The sequence below is a fragment of the Bacillus sp. FSL K6-0042 genome, from assembly GCF_038006685.1.
Lineage (GTDB): Bacteria > Bacillota > Bacilli > Bacillales > Bacillaceae_G > Bacillus_A > Bacillus_A pseudomycoides.
The window spans coordinates 1,638,370-1,657,827 of sequence record NZ_JBBOVS010000001.1 but is presented as its reverse complement, the minus strand read 5'-3'; the positions used below and the strand labels follow the sequence as shown (position 1 = coordinate 1,657,827).

General features: G+C 36.8%; 19 protein-coding genes. 17 read left to right on the top strand and 2 right to left on the bottom strand.

Annotated elements, in window-relative coordinates; translation table 11 throughout:
* Nucleotide 1: 1 nt before the first annotated feature.
* Nucleotides 2-883, bottom strand: a complete 882-nt coding sequence (locus MHH45_RS08590; protein WP_088094037.1) for a YitT family protein — start codon at nt 881-883, stop codon at nt 2-4.
* 390 nt (nt 884-1,273) lie between these two features.
* Between MHH45_RS08590 and MHH45_RS08585 the strand changes: the two genes are divergently transcribed.
* The 17 genes from MHH45_RS08585 to MHH45_RS08505 all read left to right on the top strand — a co-directional run bounded on the left by MHH45_RS08585 (nt 1,274) and on the right by MHH45_RS08505 (nt 16,764).
* Nucleotides 1,274-1,615 carry a nucleotide pyrophosphohydrolase gene (locus MHH45_RS08585; protein WP_088094065.1) on the top strand — a complete coding sequence of 114 codons (342 nt, stop codon included), beginning with the start codon at nt 1,274-1,276 and terminating at the stop codon, nt 1,613-1,615.
* Nucleotides 1,615-2,415, top strand: a complete 801-nt coding sequence (gene dapB, locus MHH45_RS08580; RefSeq protein WP_003206495.1) for a 4-hydroxy-tetrahydrodipicolinate reductase — start codon at nt 1,615-1,617, stop codon at nt 2,413-2,415. Before MHH45_RS08585 ends, dapB begins: the two co-directional genes overlap by 1 nt.
* Before the next feature lie 14 nt (nt 2,416-2,429).
* Complete coding sequence (gene mgsA / locus MHH45_RS08575; protein ID WP_006094308.1) at nt 2,430-2,825, top strand: methylglyoxal synthase; 396 nt, start codon at nt 2,430-2,432, stop codon at nt 2,823-2,825.
* A gap of 11 nt (nt 2,826-2,836) precedes the next feature.
* Entirely contained in the window at nt 2,837-3,541 is a 705-nt protein-coding gene (bshB1, locus tag MHH45_RS08570) for a bacillithiol biosynthesis deacetylase BshB1 (RefSeq protein WP_016114110.1), read from the top strand.
* Entirely contained in the window at nt 3,538-4,683 is a 1,146-nt protein-coding gene (gene bshA / locus MHH45_RS08565; RefSeq protein ID WP_016114111.1) for an N-acetyl-alpha-D-glucosaminyl L-malate synthase BshA, read from the top strand. Before bshB1 ends, bshA begins: the two co-directional genes overlap by 4 nt.
* Nucleotides 4,670-5,863, top strand: a complete 1,194-nt coding sequence (locus MHH45_RS08560) for a CCA tRNA nucleotidyltransferase (RefSeq protein ID WP_088094039.1) — start codon at nt 4,670-4,672, stop codon at nt 5,861-5,863. Before bshA ends, MHH45_RS08560 begins: the two co-directional genes overlap by 14 nt.
* The gene (locus MHH45_RS08555) at nt 5,848-6,828 is read left to right on the top strand and encodes a biotin--[acetyl-CoA-carboxylase] ligase (protein ID WP_016114113.1); all 981 of its coding nucleotides are present in this window, start codon (nt 5,848-5,850) and stop codon (nt 6,826-6,828) included. Before MHH45_RS08560 ends, MHH45_RS08555 begins: the two co-directional genes overlap by 16 nt.
* A 378-nt stretch (nt 6,829-7,206) precedes the next feature.
* Nucleotides 7,207-8,043: a 3-methyl-2-oxobutanoate hydroxymethyltransferase gene (panB, locus tag MHH45_RS08550; protein ID WP_003196375.1), complete on the top strand. Its 837-nt coding sequence runs from the start codon at nt 7,207-7,209 to the stop codon at nt 8,041-8,043.
* Nucleotides 8,043-8,891, top strand: a complete 849-nt coding sequence (gene panC, locus MHH45_RS08545) for a pantoate--beta-alanine ligase (RefSeq protein ID WP_088094040.1) — start codon at nt 8,043-8,045, stop codon at nt 8,889-8,891. Before panB ends, panC begins: the two co-directional genes overlap by 1 nt.
* A gap of 13 nt (nt 8,892-8,904) precedes the next feature.
* Nucleotides 8,905-9,288 (top strand): aspartate 1-decarboxylase, encoded by a 384-nt coding sequence (gene panD / locus MHH45_RS08540; protein WP_006094314.1) that lies wholly within the window; start codon nt 8,905-8,907, stop codon nt 9,286-9,288.
* Nucleotides 9,289-9,658: 370 nt separating this feature from the next.
* Nucleotides 9,659-12,451: an ATP-dependent DNA helicase DinG gene (gene dinG, locus MHH45_RS08535; RefSeq protein ID WP_088094041.1), complete on the top strand. Its 2,793-nt coding sequence runs from the start codon at nt 9,659-9,661 to the stop codon at nt 12,449-12,451.
* Between the two features lie 413 nt (nt 12,452-12,864).
* On the top strand, nt 12,865-13,035 hold the full coding sequence (locus tag MHH45_RS08530; RefSeq protein WP_000412180.1) for a YpmA family protein: 171 nt from the start codon (nt 12,865-12,867) through the stop codon (nt 13,033-13,035).
* 7 nt (nt 13,036-13,042) lie between these two features.
* Complete coding sequence (locus MHH45_RS08525) at nt 13,043-13,519, top strand: cell wall elongation regulator TseB-like domain-containing protein (RefSeq protein WP_088094042.1); 477 nt, start codon at nt 13,043-13,045, stop codon at nt 13,517-13,519.
* 19 nt (nt 13,520-13,538) lie between these two features.
* Nucleotides 13,539-14,726, top strand: coding sequence for an aspartate transaminase AspB (gene aspB / locus MHH45_RS08520; protein ID WP_003206480.1), 1,188 nt, complete (start codon nt 13,539-13,541; stop codon nt 14,724-14,726).
* 144 nt (nt 14,727-14,870) lie between these two features.
* Nucleotides 14,871-15,578 carry a DNA replication protein DnaD gene (gene dnaD / locus MHH45_RS08515; RefSeq protein ID WP_088094043.1) on the top strand — a complete coding sequence of 236 codons (708 nt, stop codon included), beginning with the start codon at nt 14,871-14,873 and terminating at the stop codon, nt 15,576-15,578.
* Nucleotides 15,579-15,593: 15 nt separating this feature from the next.
* Entirely contained in the window at nt 15,594-16,241 is a 648-nt protein-coding gene (nth, locus tag MHH45_RS08510; protein ID WP_088094044.1) for an endonuclease III, read from the top strand.
* A 4-nt stretch (nt 16,242-16,245) separates the two neighbouring features.
* Nucleotides 16,246-16,764: a YpoC family protein gene (locus MHH45_RS08505; protein WP_088094045.1), complete on the top strand. Its 519-nt coding sequence runs from the start codon at nt 16,246-16,248 to the stop codon at nt 16,762-16,764.
* A gap of 23 nt (nt 16,765-16,787) precedes the next feature.
* On the opposite strand, the gene MHH45_RS08500 is transcribed toward MHH45_RS08505, so the two are convergent.
* On the bottom strand, nt 16,788-19,439 hold the full coding sequence (locus MHH45_RS08500) for a PBP1A family penicillin-binding protein (RefSeq protein ID WP_340862263.1): 2,652 nt from the start codon (nt 19,437-19,439) through the stop codon (nt 16,788-16,790).
* Nucleotides 19,440-19,458: the final 19 nt, after the last annotated feature.

Genomic DNA, 19,458 nt, shown 5'->3' with positions numbered 1-19,458 from the left:
TTTAATTATGTAATGGATTTTTATTTTCGTCTAATGTAAAGCCTTCACCAACTACATCATGTACATCACTTACTGCAACAAATGCATGAGGATCTACTGAAGTAATAATATTCTTTAGTTTTACGATTTCATTTTTTGCCACAACACAATAAAGTACGTTTCGCTCAATCTTTGTATAAGAGCCAACTGCTTTTAAAAAGGTTGCCCCGCGCTCCATCTCGGATAAAATCTTGGCAGCAATTTCGTCGTTTTTATCTGAAATAATGGTTGCCCCTTTTGCTGCATATGCTCCTTCTTGCATAAAGTCAATGACCTTTGCTCCGATAAAGACCGCAACTAACGTATACATGCCCTCGCGATAAGATAGATATGTAAGAATGGAGATGACAATGACAATAGCGTCAAACATAAACATTGTTTTTCCCATGCTCCAGCCAACATATTTATGAGCTAATCGAGCAATAATATCGACGCCACCAGTTGTTCCACCGTATTTGAATATAATTCCGAGACCAATCCCAATAAATGCTCCAGCGAACAGGGCTGCTAATGTCATATCATTTTGCAAATTTAAATGTAAATTTAATGATTCGTAGCGCTGAAAAATCCATAGAAATAAGGAGACGCTAAACGTTCCGATTAATGTGTATAAGAAAGTTGTTCGGCCGAGTAATTTCCAACCGACAAAAAAGAGAGGGATGTTTAAGATTAAGTTTGTATAAGATGGATCAAGCGAAAAGAGAAAATAAAGCAATAACGTAATTCCTGTAAAGCCACCTTCTGCTAAGTGATTTTCAATATTAATATTTACGATGCCAAAAGAAAAGATAGCGGAACCAATCAAAATAAATATAATGTTTCGAATCTTTAAGTTGGTTTTCATGTAGCAAGCCCCCTAATATGTAATTGTTACTTCGCTCCGTTGAAATAGCTAATGACGAAGAAACACGATAAGAATAGTAAGTCACTTGTATGATTGTAATTGGTAAGAGGTAACCTTTTACAGGAAGAACATTTGCAAAAGAAAGTTTCACTTTACCCCGCTCCAACGGTTGGTAGGAAGCGAAGGCGAGAAGAAAAGAAAAGACTAACCAACCGTAAGAGCCCGATTGGTTCAACTAATCTTTTGCAAGAAGAACATTTGCAAAAGAAAGTTTCACTTTATTATAGTCTATCCCAAAATACGTGGCAAATAGGGACGAAAGAGGAATAATATTTGTCAAATCGCCATGAATTGGCTAACATGAAAGAGGAAGGATTAGAGGTGAACAACATGGAACAAAAAACGATGAAAGATATGCAGAAAGAAGTAGATGCATATATTAGTCAATTTAAAGAAGGTTATTTCAGTCCGCTTGCAATGATGGCTCGTTTGACAGAAGAAATGGGTGAACTTGCAAGGGAAGTGAACCACTATTACGGTGAGAAACCGAAGAAAACGACTGAAAAAGAACGAACAATTGAAGAAGAACTTGGAGATGTATTATTTGTTATGATCTGCATGGCAAATAGCTTACATATTGATTTAGAAACAGCACATAACATTGTAATGGGTAAATTTAATACACGTGATAAAGATCGCTGGACACGTATTGAAGAGGGAGAGAAAGAATAATGAAAGATATTAAAGTGATTATTGCTGGACCAAGAGGACGTATGGGACACGAAGCAGTACTTCTAATGGAAAGAACACCACATTTTCAATTAGTAGCAGCAGTTGATTATAAGCATGGTGGTGAAATGATTTCAAATCTTCCTGGAATGCCTACATTACATGCACCAATCTATGCGGATTTACATACTTGTTTAAATGAAGTAGAAGCGGATGTATTGCTAGATTTAACGACACCAGAAGTCGGCAAAGAACACGTTACACTCGCTGTTGAACATGGTCTTCGTTCTGTTATTGGTACGACAGGGTTTACAGAAGAAGAACTTCAGCATTTAACAGACACTGCGAAAGAAAAACAGGTAGGTACTATTATTGCTCCAAACTTTGCAATTGGTGCAATACTTATGATGAAGTTTTCTCAAATGGCAGCGAAATATTTCCAAGATGTTGAAGTGATTGAACTACATCATGATCAAAAATTAGATGCACCATCAGGTACAGCTGTAAAAACGGTAGATTTAATTCGTCAAAATCGTGAACCAAAACAACAAGGTCATCCAAATGAAACAGAACAATTAAAAGGAGCACGTGGTGCAAATGTAGATGGTATTCATATTCATAGCGTGCGTTTACCAGGGCTTATTGCGCATCAAGAAGTATTGTTTGGCGGAGACGGACAGATGTTAACAGTTCGTCATGATTCATTCAACAGAGCATCATTTATGTCTGGAGTAAAATTATCTATTGAAACAGTAATGAATCTTGACCATCTTGTATATGGATTAGAGAAGATCATCGATTAAAGGGGGGAAGACGGATGAAGATTGCCTTAATTGCACATGACAAAAAGAAAGATGATATAGTTTCGTTTGCATACGCATATAAACCAATTTTTGAACAACATGAACTTTTTGCTACGGGAACAACAGGCCTTCGCATTATGGAAGCGACAGGACTTACAGTCACAAGATATCAATCTGGTCCTCTTGGCGGCGATCAAGAAATTGGTGCAATGATTGCAAAAAACGATTTAGACATGGTGATTTTCTTTCGGGACCCACTAACAGCACAACCACATGAGCCAGATGTAAATGCATTGCTTCGTTTATGTGATGTGTATGCGATTCCGCTTGCAACGAATATGGCAAGTGCTGAGATGTTAATGCATGCATTAGAACGAGGAGATTTAGACTACCGAAAGTTACGAAAATGAGGGAACAAATTATGAGGGGATTACATATATTAGCGTTTGGTGCTCATGCCGATGATGTTGAAATCGGCATGGCTGGCACTATTGCCAAATATACAAAACAAGGATATGAAGTTGGCATTTGTGATTTGACAGAAGCCGATTTATCCTCAAATGGGACGGTTGAACTAAGAAAAGAAGAAGCGCAAGTAGCCGCTCGTATCATGGGAGTGACAGAGCGAATCAATTTAGCAATGCCAGACCGCGGTCTGTATATGAAAGAAGAATATATAAGAGAAATCGTAAAAATTATTCGGACATATAAGCCAACGCTTATTTTTGCACCATACTATGAAGATCGCCACCCAGACCATGCGAATTGTGCGAAACTCGTGGAAGAAGCTGTGTTTTCAGCAGGTGTTCGTAAATATATGCCAGAAATGTCACCACATCGCGTACAATCTTTTTATTATTATATGATTAATGGTTTTCATAAACCGAATTTCTGCATTGATATTAGCGAACATCTTTCTGAAAAGATAGCCGCGTTAGAAGCCTATGAAAGCCAATTTACAGCAGGAAGTGATGGTGTGAAGACACCTTTAACAGAAGGGTATGTCGAAACAGTAATCGCTCGTGAGAAAATGTTTGGAAAAGAAGTTGGAGTTATGTATGCTGAAGGATTTATGAGTAAAAAGCCAGTTTTATTACATGCTGATTTAATAGGGGGATGTAAATGAAATTGAAAATAGGTATAACATGTTATCCTTCTATTGGTGGTTCTGGGGTTGTAGGAACTGAATTAGGAAAACAATTAGCTGAACGAGGTCATGAAATTCACTTCATTACCTCTGGAGTTCCATTCCGATTAAATAAAGTATATCCAAACATTTATTTTCATGAAGTAACGGTAAATCAATATTCTGTCTTTCAATATCCACCTTACGATTTAGCATTAGCAAGTAAAATGGCAGAGGTTGCACAGAGAGAAAACTTGGATATTTTACATGTACACTATGCAATACCACATGCAATTTGTGCATACTTAGCGAAGCAAATGATTGGAGACGATATTAAAATCGTTACGACGTTACATGGAACTGATATTACTGTACTTGGTTCAGATCCTTCTCTAAATAATTTAATACGGTTTGGTATTGAGCAATCTGATGTTGTTACAGCTGTATCTCACTCGTTAATTCAAGAAACACATGAGCTTGTAAAGCCAAATAAAGAAATTCAGACTGTATATAATTTTATTGATGAGCGTGTCTATTTTAAGAGAGATATGTCCCAACTAAAAAAAGAGTATGGCATACGTGAAGATGAAAAGGTATTAATTCATATTTCGAATTTTCGCAAGGTCAAGCGTGTACAAGATGTTGTCCAGTCATTTGCTAAAATTGTAAAAGAAGTGGCAGCGAAATTATTACTTGTTGGTGATGGACCAGAATTTTGTACAATTTTACAGTTGGTGAAAAGCTTACATATTGAAGAACATGTTTTGTTTTTAGGAAAACAGGATAATGTTGCTGAGCTTCTTGCAATGAGCGATTTAATGTTGCTTTTATCAGAAAAAGAAAGCTTTGGCCTCGTTTTACTAGAAGCAATGGCGTGTGGTGTACCATGTATTGGTACGCGTGTTGGAGGTATTCCAGAAGTTATTCAACATGGTGAAACGGGATATATATGTGAAGTTGGAGATATCAAAGGTATAGCTAAGCAAGCGATACAATTGCTTAAAAACGACGATTTCCATCAAAATATGGCACAGCGCGCCATGGAAGCTGTATATGAGCAATTTCGTTCGGAAAATATTGTTTCACAATATGAGGCAATTTATTATGACATACTAAGGGATGACAAAAATGAAACGATTTAAACAAGCTGGAGCAATTATTGAGACATTGAAACAACATGGGCATGAAGCATATTTTGTTGGAGGAAGTGTGCGTGATTTTATTATCAATAGACCAATTGGTGATATTGATATCGCAACATCAGCTCTTCCAGAAGAAGTGATGCATTTATTCCCAAGACATGTCCCTGTTGGTCTTGAACACGGTACGGTTATTGTTGTTCAAGAAGGTGTTCCGTATGAAGTGACAACATTTCGAACGGAGAGTGGTTATGAAGATTTTCGCAGACCAAGTAGTGTTCAGTTTGTTCGTTCATTAGAAGAAGATTTAAAACGACGAGATTTTACTATGAATGCGATTGCGATGAATGAAGAAGGAAACATCATTGATTTGTTTGCAGGGCAAGAGGCAATTCGTAAACAAGAAATTGCAACAGTAGGGAATGCTGCGGATCGCTTTCAAGAAGATGCACTACGTATGATGCGGGGTATTCGCTTTGTTAGTACTTTAGGATTCTTTTTAGAGGAACAAACGAAACGTGCGATTGAAGAGTATGGGCATTTACTGGAACATATAGCGATTGAAAGAATTACAGTTGAGTTTGAAAAGCTGTTGACGGGTAAATATTGTGTAAATGGGCTTCAACAACTAGTAGAGACGAAACTAGTTACGCACTTACCATATTTACAAATGTCAGAAGAAAGAATTTTAAAAGCTATGCAATATAACTGGGATTCTTTTGAAACCGATATCGAGGCGTGGGCATTTTTCTTATATTGTATTGGTGAAGAACATCCAGCAGTTTTCTTACGTCAATGGAAATTTTCAAACAAAAAAATAAAAGATATTGTAGCTGTTATATTAGCAATCCGCTCTAGAAAAACAAAGTCTTGGGATGCAGTTTTTCTATACAAGACAGGTTTACATACTGCTTTAATGGCGGAAAGAGTATATCAAGCTATTATACAAAAATATGATATATCTTCTGTAAATCAGGTACAGTCATTATTTGGTTCATTATCCATTCATAATCGTCAGGAAATGAAAGTAAGCGGCAATGATTTGTTAGGTTGGACAGAAAAAGCGCGAGGACCATGGGTGGCAGAAGTGTTGCAAAGAATCGAAGAAGAAATTTTACAAGAACGATTAGAAAATGAGAAAGAGAAAATAAGGGAGTGGCTACAAGGATGCAATCTACTATAAGAAAACAATTGCTGCAGATTTTTTCTGCAGCAGATGGCGAGTTTGTATCTGGTCAAACAATTAGTGACAAGCTTGGCTGCTCAAGAACCGCTGTTTGGAAACATATGGAGGATCTTCGGAGCGAAGGATATGAACTAGAAGCTGTGCGTCGTCTAGGATATCGGATTGCTAGTAAGCCAGATAAAGTAACAGCGAATGAAATTCAATTAGGCTTACAGACAGAATTTATAGGGAGAACTGTTTATTTTGAAGAATCTGTAGAGTCTACGCAGCATATTGCAGCAAAACTTGCTTATGAAGGGGCAGCGGAGGGAACAATTGTCGTTGCGGAAGAGCAAACAGCAGGACGCGGCCGTTTGAGTAGAAAATGGCACTCACCAAAAGGGACAGGGATTTGGATGAGTATTATTTTACGTCCAGCTATTCCCGTTCATCATGCCCCTCAGCTTACTTTATTAGCAGCTGTTAGTGTAGCGCAAGCAATTGAGAAATGTACAGGTGTGAATGTGGGGATTAAATGGCCCAATGATATTTTAATTGAAGGAAAAAAAGCTGTCGGTATTTTAACAGAGATGCAGGCTGACCCAGATAAGATTAATGCTGTTATTATGGGAATTGGAATTAATGCAAACCAAGGGCAAGAACATTTTGCAGATGAGATTAAAGAAATTGCAACATCTTTAGCAATTGAATCAAAAAAACCAATTGTGCGAGCAGAGCTTATGCAACAGATCTTTTTACAAATGGAAAAGTTATATCAAGAATATGTAAAGAATGGTTTTTCGGTTATTAAACTTCTTTGGGAAAGTTATGCAATAAGTATTGGAAAAGAAATTACGGCCCGAACGATGAAAGATACGATTACAGGTGTAGCAAAAGGAATTACAGCGGATGGTGTACTTATGTTAGAAGATGATAAAGGTCAACTTCATCATATTCATTCTGCTGATATAGAAATTAAGTAAAGAGAAGTTCCTGCTTGGGAGCTTCTTTTTATTTGTATATTGGATGACAGTAAGAATTGTTTACTGTTATATTCGTTGTTATTATTGAAATTTCACATACCGTAATAGAAATAGAAAATTATTTTTTCGAAAAAATGTAGCAATTTTATTTCTTAGTTTGCTATAATTAGTTCGAATATGGGCAGTATCTGAGTGAACTGCACCATTATTTCAAGCAATGAAGAAAAATAATTTGGATTCTGCCTTGATCCAACAACGGACTGGGACAGAGGGATGAATTTTGCCGACTAACACAACCCATCTGCCCTTTTTTGGTCAGATGGTTTTTTTATATGATTTCGGCCATCTCCTCTCTCCTGAATAAAGGAGGAGTAGTTTTTGAAAACGACAACAGATTTTTTAAAAATGAAAGAGAAAGGTGAGCCGATTACGATGCTTACTGCGTATGATTATCCATCTGCAAAGCTCTCAGAAGAAGCTGAAGTCGATATGATTTTAGTAGGGGATTCCCTTGGAATGGTTGTACTTGGATACGATTCAACCATTCCAGTAACGGTAGATGATATGATTCATCATACGAAAGCAGTGCGCCGCGGAGCAAAGGAAACTTTTATTGTAACGGATATGCCGTTTATGTCTTACCATGTATCTTTGCAAGAAACGATGCATAATGCGCGCCGCATCGTGCAAGAGAGCGGAGCACATGCAGTGAAAGTAGAAGGAGCGGATGAGGTAGTATCAATCATTCGCTTCTTAACGAATGCAGGAATTCCTGTTGTATCCCATCTTGGTTTAACACCTCAATCTGTAGGTGTATTAGGTGGCTATAAAGTGCAAGGGAAAGATGCTGAAAGTGCAAAGAAATTGTTAGAAGATGCTAAGAAATGTGAAGAGGCTGGTGCAATGGCAATCGTTTTAGAATGCGTACCAATGCAATTAGCAGAGCTTGTATCACAGCAGCTGACGATTCCTACAATAGGTATTGGTGCAGGTAGTAAAGTAGATGGTCAAGTACTTGTTTATCATGATCTCATTTCGTATGGAGTGGAACGTGTTCCAAAATTTGTGAAACAATATACATCAGTTCAAGAAGAAATTGTACGCGGAATCGCGCAATATGTTGCTGAAGTAAAAGCAGGACAATTTCCGGAAGAACAACATTCATTCACAATGAAAGAGGAAGAATGTGTAGCATTATACGGAGGGAAACAGTGATGAAAATTGTAACAACAGTGCAAGAGATGCAGCAAATTGCTAGTGAAATTCGTGCAAGTGGTAAAGATAGCGGTTTTGTTCCAACGATGGGATATTTACACGAAGGGCATGCAACTTTATTACGTCAAGCAAGGGAAGAAAATGAAGTTGTTATTTTAAGCGTATTTGTAAACCCATTACAATTTGGACCAAATGAAGATTTAGATCGCTATCCTCGGGATATCGAGAGAGATGAGAAAGTAGCAAAAGAAGCCGGGGTGGATTATTTATTTTATCCGAGCGTAGAAGAAATGTATCCTGCAGAACAGACAACAAAGGTTGAAGTTATAAAGCGTACAGACGTATTATGTGGTAAGCAAAGACCGATTCATTTTGCAGGTGTTGCGACTGTATTGATGAAACTATTTAATATTACAATGCCAAAGCGTGCCTACTTCGGTATGAAAGATGCACAGCAAGTCGCTGTTATCCAAGGATTTGTACGTGATTTCAATATTCCAATCACAATTGTACCTGTTGATATCGTTAGGGAAGAAGACGGATTAGCAAGAAGTTCTCGTAATGTATATTTATCAGAAAAAGAACGTGAGGAAGCACCACATTTATATCAAAGCTTATGTATAGCGAAAAAACGAATTGAAGCTGGAGAGCGTAATCCGCAAATCATTACACGTCTTGTGAAAGAATATATTGAGGAAAATACACAAGGTATCGTCGATTATGCAGATCTATATGCGTACCCAACTTTGACGGAAGTTGAAACAATTGGTGAGCGTATTATTCTTGCAATTGCAGTGAAGTTTGATAATGCACGTTTAATTGACAATATTACATTAACGGTTGAATAAGGGGGAGTCATCTATGTTTCGCACAATGATGAGAGCAAAGTTACATCGCGCGACTGTAACAGAAGCAAATTTAAATTATGTAGGTAGTATTACAATTGATGAAGATTTAATGGATGCAGTGGAGATTGTAGAAAATGAAAAAGTACAAATTGTAAATAATAACAATGGAGCTCGCTTAGAGACGTATGTAATTAAAGGGGAACGTGGCAGCGGTGTTGTTTGTTTAAATGGTGCAGCTGCAAGGCTTGTACAACCTGAAGATAAAGTTATTATTATTTGTTACGGTCTCGTAGCGACAGAAGATGTAGATAAACAAGTACCAAAAATTGCGGTGTTAGATGATAACAATCAAATTGTTGAAATGTTAGGTGCTGAAAAAGCAGGTACGATTTTATAAAATGAAAAGCTATCTCATATGGGATAGCTTTTCATTTTATCTTGCTATCACGGCAGTAAGAGATCTACCTCAAGATTCAGAGAGGCGCGGCAAATAGGTGAGTGGGGATAATAGCATGAAAAATCCCGCAGATGGAAGCTTACTTTATGTAAATATACGTAAAAAAGCAGTTCGGAAAAATTATTCATTAATAAAGAAGATTAAAGATTTTTTTGAAACTATATACTTGAATGAATAGAAAGAGTCCTTTTTTCAACACCAGGCTCTTCTATTTTTTGTCCATCTTTTCATTAAGATGATATAAAACGTGGTATAGTAACAATATATGAATTTTTGTTGTTTGAAAGGGTAAGAAATTGAGGTGTTACATATGAGTAAGCGTTATGTCGTTGTCGATTTAGAGACGACAGGGAACTCCTGGAAAGATGGGAAGGACAGAATTACACAAATTGCAGCTGTTGTAGTAGAAGATGGAGAGATATTGGAAATCTTTTCGTCTTTTGTTAACCCGAAGAGAGAGATTCCTCCATTTATTACAGAATTAACAGGGATTGATGAAAATCTCGTGAAACAAGCCCCGCTATTTTGCGATGTAGCGCCGATGGTAGCCGAACTATTACATGGTGCTTATTTTGTTGCACATAACGTTCACTTTGATTGGAATTTTTTGAAGGAAGAATTAAAACAAGCTGGATATGGAGAAGTAAACTGTCTAAAAATTGATACGGTTGAATTGGCACAAATTTTATTGCCGACAGCTGATAGCTATAAATTGCGTGATTTAGCAAAAAAACATGAATTGGAACATGATCAACCGCATCGTGCAGATAGCGATGCTCTCGTGACAGCAGAATTATTTTTACAATTTCTAAATCAATTAGAAAAACTACCGCTTGTCACATTACAATCTTTATATGAGCTAAGCGATGTATTCCAAAGTAATATAGCGAATATCATTTCAGAAAATATTTTAAATAAAGTGATGCTTGGTACAGAAGATGCAAAGGAATATGAAGTATATCGAAATATTGCGCTTCGAAAACGAAATTATTCATTAGAAATCGGTGATGATTGTTTATCTAAATTTGATGCTTTTTTACATAAGTCAATGGAACAACTTGAGCTAAAGATGCCAAATTTTGAACAAAGAGAAAGTCAGCAGCGAATGATGAAGGAAATATATACAGCATTAAGAGATTCTCGCTTTTCATTAATCGAAGCAGGAACAGGTACAGGGAAGACACTTGCTTATTTACTTCCAAGTATTTATTTTGCAAAGAGAAGAGAAGAGCCAGTTGTTATTAGTACGCAAACGGTACAACTGCAACAACAAATGATTGAAAATGAAATTCCTTTATTGCAAAGTATATTACCATTTCCATTCGAAGTGGCTCTTTTAAAAGGAAGAAAACATTATCTTTGCTTACATAAATTTGAATATGCATTGCAAGAAGAAGAGAAGAACTATGATGCTGCGCTTACGAAAGCAAAAGTATTAGTATGGTTATTGCAAACGGAGACTGGTGATCGTGACGAGCTTAATATTCCAGAAGGCGGGAAGTTACTGTGGGATCGCATTTGTAGTGATACGTACAGTCCGGGCGGCATGCAAAGCAACTGGTTTAGTCGCTGCTTTTATCAACGAGCAAAAAATAAAGCGTTATTTGCAGATATTGTTATTACAAATCACGCTTTACTATTTCAAGATTTTGTTAGTGAAGATCCACTTTTGGCATCTTGTGAACATATTATTTTTGATGAAGCTCATCACATCGAAGAAACAGCGACTAGGACACTTGGAGAGCAGTTTTCATGCATGTACTTTCAATTAATCTTATCACGCTTTGGTACGTTAGAAACGGACGATGTGCTATCAAAGGTATATGAATTGATGAAAAAATCTCATCATTCGTCACGTTCAGCTTTTCGAATGGTGAGTCATAGGTTGAAGGAAATTAAATTTGATGCTGATGAATTATTTCAAATGTTACGTACATTTATATTTCAGCAAACAAAGCAAGAACAAGGGGCAAATAATATGCCGCTTATTTATCGATATAACGCGGACCAAGAGGATGGAAAGCTATGGAGAAGTATAGCTGAGTTAACAAATCGCTTCGTATACGAATTGAGAAAAATACTTACTGCGCTAGAGCAACAAGCGGACTTATTACAAAGTAAAATCGAATGGGAGATGCATGTTGTTACAGGCGAGTTTATGCATTTAATTGAATTATTGCGTAAAATGGTCGACTCATTGCAGCTGCTTATATTAGAAAAAACAGAGTATGTGACATGGATGGAAACGGAAACGAAAGGTACCATTCATTCCACTGTGTTATATGCACAACCTGTCCATATAGGAGAGAGGTTTGCGGATGAGTTCTTAACAAAAAAGCGAAGCGTTATTTTTACTTCTGCGACTTTAACTGTTAATAATACATTCGATTATATACAGGAACAACTTGGATTATATGACTTTGCACCAGACACATTAACAGTTCCATCGCCGTTTCATTATGAGGAACAAGTAAAGCTAATGGTTTCTACTGATGTTCCTCTCATTAAGCAAGTAAGCGAGGATGTGTATATAAGAGAAGTATCACATCATATTATGAAGATTGCTAAAGCTACAAATGGGAGAATGCTCGTTTTGTTTACATCCTATGAAATGCTAAAGGAAACATATACAAATTTAAAACAAGCGGATGAATTAGAAGGCTTTGTATTACTAACACAAAGTGTTCATAATCGTAGCCGAAGTCGTTTAGTTCGGAAATTTCAAGAGTTCGACAAAGCAATTTTGTTAGGAACAAGTAGTTTTTGGGAAGGGATTGATATTCCTGGAGATGCATTAAGCTATCTTGTTATTGTTCGGTTACCATTTACACCGCCTCATCAGCCAATGATGGAAGCCAAAAGTGAATGGTTGAAAAATAAAGGAGAAGATGTATTTACGAAACTGGCACTTCCGCAAGCAATTCTTCGTTTTAAGCAAGGGTTTGGACGATTAATTCGTGCGATGTCGGATACTGGAACGGTGTTTGTTTTAGATCGTCGTTTAACCAACTCTTTCTACGGAAAAAGATTTATGCAATCTATTCCAAATGTTCCTCTTTATGAAGGGTCGTTAGAAGAACTGTTAGATCACTTAGAAGAATAAAGCGGATAAAGTGAAACTGTAATCACTGAGGGTTCCTTCATTTCTCACTGATTCTTCGTCTTCGCCAATCGTTTTTTGACGGGTAGTATATCCTACCTCACTTTTGTTATTTTTTAGATAACTTTGAGGTAGGTGGAATTACTATCGGTAAATAGCTAAAGGAATAACAGTAAGTGAAAAAATATGCCTGAAGTACGACGTACTTCAGGCATGAAATGTGGGTAGGAGGAAATTTATTTTTTCTTACTTCTTGTATACAAATGTTTCGGTTTTCAATTTGAAACCTTTTTTTGCTGAACATGTCCTGCTATAATAGATGGGTGATGAAGCAGGGGTTGTAAAGAATGTACTCTTATTGTAACCGTATTGCGTTCTTCTATAATTAGAAATTTTTGTGTAACGGAGGAGTTTTCATGGAGAAGAAAATCGAAGTGCTATCAACGACGCGTATTAAATATTCGTCTGACTTATATAAAATTGTTGATAGTTTGAATCGCACTTTAAAAGAGCAGGACCTCATGTTCGGATTGGCATTAGACGAAAACGAAAAAGAAACAGCAGTATTTACGATATACAGAACGTAGTGATACAATGAAAAAATGGATTTTTACCATCATTATTGTTATCGTTGCCATCGGGTTATATGGGGTGCATGTATATAATGCGACAATGGAAAAGAAAATTCCGAAAGAGTCAAAAGTTGTAGAAATTGCAAAAGAAAAAGCAAAGCTTACGAAGGTAAAAACGGTTGATTATTATAACGGAAAATCTTCATATGCAGTCGTACAAGGTGTAGATGAAAAAGGAGAACAAATCATTGTTTGGGTACCTGAGAAAAAAGGGAATGTTCTAGTACGTAAAAAGAACGAGGGCATTTCTGAAAAGAAAGCTTTACAAATTGTGGCTGGGGAACGCAAGCCCAAAGAATTGGTAAAGGCAAAATTAGGTGCTGAAAACGATGTTCCGTTGTGGGAAATTACATATATTGATCAAGAAGGTCGTTATACGTATTATTATCTAGAATTTCAAGATGGGAAATATGCTGGATATTACAGCATTGAAAAATAGATGCAGGGGGAAACCACAAATGAAATTAGCAAAGCGAGTAGCTGCTTTAACACCGTCTTCAACTTTAGAAATTACAGCAAAGGCACAAGCATTGAAAGCTGAAGGCCATGATGTAATTGGATTAGGAGCAGGAGAACCTGATTTTAATACGCCAGAGCATATTATGGATGCTGCACATAAAGCAATGTTAGAAGGACATACGAAATATACACCAACTGGTGGATTAGCAACATTAAAACAAGAAATTGCGAAGAAATTTACTCGCGATCAAGGATTAGCGTATGATCCAACTGAGATTATTGTATGTAATGGAGCAAAACATGCACTTTATACACTATTTCAAGTGCTACTTGACGAAGGGGACGAAGTTATCATTCCGACTCCTTATTGGGTAAGTTATCCAGAACAAGTAAAGCTTGCTGGTGGTAAGCCAGTTTATGTGGAAGGACTAGAAGACAATCAGTACAAAATTAAGCCAGAGCAGCTACGTGAGGCAATTACAGAGAAGACGAAAGCTGTTATTATAAATTCACCGAGCAATCCGACAGGGATGATTTACAGCAAAGAAGAATTACAGCAGCTTGGAGAAGTATGTTTAGAGCACGACATTTTAATTGTTTCTGATGAGATTTATGAGAAATTGGTTTATGGCGGCGTGGAATATACTTCAATTGCCCAGCTTTCTAATGCATTAAAAGAACAAACACTTATTATTAATGGTGTATCTAAATCGCATTCCATGACAGGATGGCGTATTGGCTATGCAGCAGGAAATAAGCAGCTTATTAAAGCGATGACGAATTTAGCAAGTCATAGTACGTCAAACCCTACTTCAATCGCTCAATACGGCGCAATTGCTGCGTATGCTGGGTCGCAAGAGCCTGTGGAAATGATGCGTCAAGCATTCGAAGAACGATTAAACATTATTTATGATAAATTAATACAAATTCCTGGTTTCACTTGTATTAAACCACAAGGTGCATTTTATTTATTCCCGAACGTAAAAGAGGCTGTGGCGTTAGCTGGATATGAAACAGTTGATGAGTGGGCAAAAGCATTGTTAGAAGAAGAGAAAGTAGCTCTTGTTCCAGGAACAGGGTTTGGTGCACCAAACAATGTTCGTTTATCCTATGCGACATCTCTTGAACAATTAGAGAAAGCGTTAGAGCGAATTAATACGTTTATGAGAAGTAAAGTACAGGCTTAAAAAGCTAATTACTTTCATTTTTACCACATAAGTTACTTTGAACAAATGAAGATGACCTCCCTATCTATAGGGAGGTTTTTTGACGAATTGTGGTAAAAGAAAATTATAATAGGTGTGTTATACTAGAAAGCGAGGTGTATGGTCATGAAGAAAAAAATGATGTTACAATGGTTTGAACAAGGCAGCGTCGCAATTCCAAAATTACTTATGATGCATTATAAAAAATTAGGCTTAAATGAGATGGAATTTATGGTTGTACTCCATGTGCATACTTTTCTAGAATCGGGTAATTCTTTTCCAACTCCTTCAGAGATTGCAGAACGAATGACAATAACAGAAATGAAATGTATGGAAATCATTCAAGCGTTAATTCAAAAAGGCTTTTTAGCATTAGAAGGTAGTCAAAAATCTGAAGCGATGATGTGTGAAAGTTATTCATTACAACCGCTTTGGGAAAAAATCTTGCATTTTTTAATGAATGAAACAATAGAAGAAGAAAAAGAAGAACAAAAGAAACTTCAAGTAAATTTATATACAATTTTTGAACAGGAATTTGGGAGACCATTATCGCCTTTTGAATGTGAAACATTAGCGATGTGGCAAGATCAGGATCAACATCATCCAAATTTAATTCAAGCAGCTCTTCGAGAATCTGTAATGAGTGGGAAACTTAACTTTCGGTATATTGATCGTATTCTCTTTGAGTGGAAAAAGAATGGAATTAAGACAGTTGATCAAGCGCAAGATCAAGGGCGGAAATTTAGAGCGAATCAACAGCGCTCGCAGCAAGTAACAAAACAAGAGACAAAATATACAGGGAAAGTGCCCTTTTATAATTGGTTAGAGCAGTGATATAGGAGGAAAGGTATGTTAAACAAGACACAAATTCGTTATTGTTTAGATACAATGACAGAAATGTATCCAGAAGCACATTGTGAATTAAATCATGACAATCCATTTGAACTTGTAATTGCAGTTGCATTATCTGCACAATGCACAGATGTCCTTGTAAATAAAGTAACGAAAAGTTTATTTCAAAAGTATAAGACACCTGAAGATTATTTAAATGTGTCCTTAGAAGAGTTGCAACAAGATATTCGTTCAATTGGATTGTACCGGAACAAAGCGAAAAATATTCAAAAGTTATGCCGAATGTTGCTTGAAGACTATAATGGAGAGGTACCACAGGATCGGGATGAACTAACAAAACTACCAGGGGTTGGTAGAAAAACTGCAAATGTAGTTGTTTCTGTAGCATTTGGTATCCCAGCTATCGCTGTTGATACACATGTGGAACGTGTAAGTAAACGTTTGGCTATTTGCCGTTGGAAAGATTCCGTTCTAGAGGTAGAGAAAACATTAATGAAGAAAGTGCCAATGGAAGAGTGGGGAGTTACGCATCACCGAATGATTTTCTTTGGACGTTACCATTGCAAAGCACAGCGGCCGCAATGTGAAGAATGCCGGCTACTAGAAGTGTGTCGTGAAGGTAAGAAGCGAATAAAGGGGAAATAAAAAGATGGAACAAGTTGTACAAGTACCGGATGAGTTTCGATGTAATCCCTTTTTTGAAGGGGATATAGACAAGATTATATATCATACAGATGAATCGTTTGTGCAATTGCTAGAAAGTCATTATTTCTTATTTGATATAGAAAAACAATATGAGCCATGGAATGAAATAGAAATGGGAATTCCAGCTGTATTAGATATATGGAAAGACAAAAAAGAGGATATCTCGATATTTTTTCGGGATCGAAAGCGAAATGAAGCAAAAAGGCCAATGATTCACTTTGCAGCTCATTTATTATCGAGTTTATATTGGTTAAACGGAAAACCAGTGTCAGGGTTAAAGGATATTAAAAACATGATTGATGAGCTACAAATAAAACCGATTAACTTTATGGAACGTTATTCATTTATTACAAAGCAACCACATCACTATCATTCCTATATTCAATTGGCACAGTTGTATGTAGAAATAGAAAAGCTGTATGCAAAAAAAATAATACAAAAAAAGAAGTCACCATCTCGTTAGAGAAAGGTGACTTCTTTTTTGTATTATTGTACTGGATTAACCTCTGGTGTTGGATCTGGTTTTGGTTTTGGATCTGGATCTGGTTTTGGTTTTTTAGCATCCTCATCAGCCTTTTTCTTAGCATCCTCATCAGCCTTTTTCTTGGCTTCCTCATCAGCTTTTTTCTTGGCTTCCTCATCAGCTTTTTTCTTGGCTTCCTCATCAGCTTTTTTCTGTGCATCTTGTTGTTTTTTAGCTTCCTCATCGGCTTTTTTCTGTGCATCTTGTTGTTTTTTAGCTTCCTCATCGGCTTTTTTCTGTGCATCTTGTTGTTTTTTAGCTTCGTCTTCAGCCTTTTTCTTAGCATCTTCTTCGGTTTTCTTCTTAGCTTCTGCGTTCTCGCCAGGAACAGTAAAGGATACGCCAGCGGCATCACTTGTTCCCGTTCCTTTTTTCGCTACTACTGAGAAGCTGTAAGTGACACCTGGCTTCACACCGCCAAGGGAAGCATTTGTACCGCTCACGGATAGGCTACCACTAGAACCGTCGTTTGCTTTATAGCTTGCAGAGTAAGCTTCAGCGTCTGAAGGACCAGCCCAGCTTAATGTAATCGTATTAGATGCTGCATCATAAGATGGCGTTACACCAGTTGGTGGATCTACTTTGATTTGCTTAACAGTATCTTTTTTCGCACCTTTTACATAAAGTTCTTCATTTAGACGTTCTACAGAAGAAGGTTGTTCAAAGCGAGATGTATCTGTAGCAAACTTACTCATCATTTCTTTGAATATTTGCTGTGCAATTCGGACTGAAGGTGATTTATCTGCAATATAGTTTTCTTCAGAATCTTTTTCATATCCTGTCCATACTGACATCGTATATTGCGGTGAATAACCTGCAAACCAGCTATCTCTGTTGGCACTTTCTGGAATGTTATATTTTTTTAATGCATCTGCATCATAGTTCTGTGTTCCTGTTTTACCAGCAACATCAATTCCTGATACATAAGCAGTTGGACCTGTACCACCAGAACCTGGTTTTACAACATCACGAAGAACATCCGTAATCATATATGCTGTGTAGTCTTTCATTGCTCGTATTTCTTTTGGTTTCAAGTTTTTTTCTTTTCCATCAGGAAAGACAACTTTTGTTACGAAATGTGGCTTGTTATAATTTCCTTCGTTACCAAAAGCGGCATATGCACCAGCTACTTGTAATGGAGAAGCCTCATTACTACCAATCGCATCGGCTTCGACTGCTTTTCTAGAGAAAGTCATTCCAAGTCCTTCAGCAAATGCTTGTGATTTGTCTAATCCAACTGCTTGTGCTGTTTTTAAAGCAGGGATGTTTAATGATTTTTTCAATGCCTCACGTAAAGATACATCACCTTTATAGCTGTTTGTAGCATTTCGGATTTTCTTTCCGTTAGAATACGTATATTCTGAGTCATTTAATTGATGGTATGTAGACCATTGCATATATTCAATAGCAGGACCATAGTCAAAAAGTGGTTTCATAGTCGAACCTACTTGGCGCTGCATATCAACGGCCATATTATGTCCTTTAAATGCCGTTTTATTTTCTTTACGGCCCGCACCAATTGCACGAACTTCACCAGACTGTGTATCCATGAATACGAAAGAACCTTGGAAACGATCGTTTGGATAGTTAATAATATCTCCATCTAGTAATTGTTCAGCGTATTCTTGTGCCTTTGTATCAATTGTCGTATAAATCTGTAATCCGTCAGATCCAATATTTACATCGGGCATTTCTTTTTCGATTTCTTTTACGACTGCGTCTAAAAAGGCTTGATAAGGCATTTCGGTTACATCTTTAGATGGAAGAAGTCCTTCTGTTACAGGGATTTTTATCGCTTCATCCATTTCTTGCTTTGAAATAAAGCCATGTCGATTCATTAACGTTAATACAACGTTACGACGTTTTGTTGCTCGATCGATATTTTCTTTCTTTGTTGGATCATAAATGTTTGGACCTTGAGGTAATCCAGCAAGCATCGCTGCTTCGTGTAATTTTAAATCTTTTAAGTCTTTCCCATAATAGTTTTTCGCTGCTGTTGCAACCCCGTAGGAGCGATTACCAAGGTTGATTTTGTTTAAGTACATTTCTAAAATTTCATGTTTGGAATATTGTTGCTCCAATTTATAAGCTAAATACCATTCCTGTACTTTACGTTTTGATGTTTTTTCCATCGTTAGAAAATAGTTTTTAATTACCTGTTGGGTAATTGTACTACCACCTTGAGAACCAAAACCGCCTGTGACATTTTCAAGGATTGCCTTTCCAGTACGCTTAACGTCGATTCCGTTATGTTGATAGAAGCGAGCATCTTCTGTCGCTAGGAATGCGCTTTCTACTACTTTCGGAACTTGATCGTAAGTAATATTCGTTCGCTTTTCGGCACCATATTCATAAAAGAAATTCTTGTCTTTATCATAAAATTTAGTTGATAGCGGATTGACAAGTTTTGCTTTATTTAGCTTTGGAGCATCTTGTACCATTACAAAAAAGGCGGAAACTCCAGCTATAAGACCAACAATGCCAAGAAGTAGGCAACCAATTAAAAATTTCTTGAAAAAGGAACCTTTTTTCTTTGGTTTCTCCGGTTTGTTTGTTTCTTGTTTTTGATGTTGTGCATGTTTTCGTTCTGTACGAGAACGATAATTTTCTGACATTATACTTTCTCCTACCTTT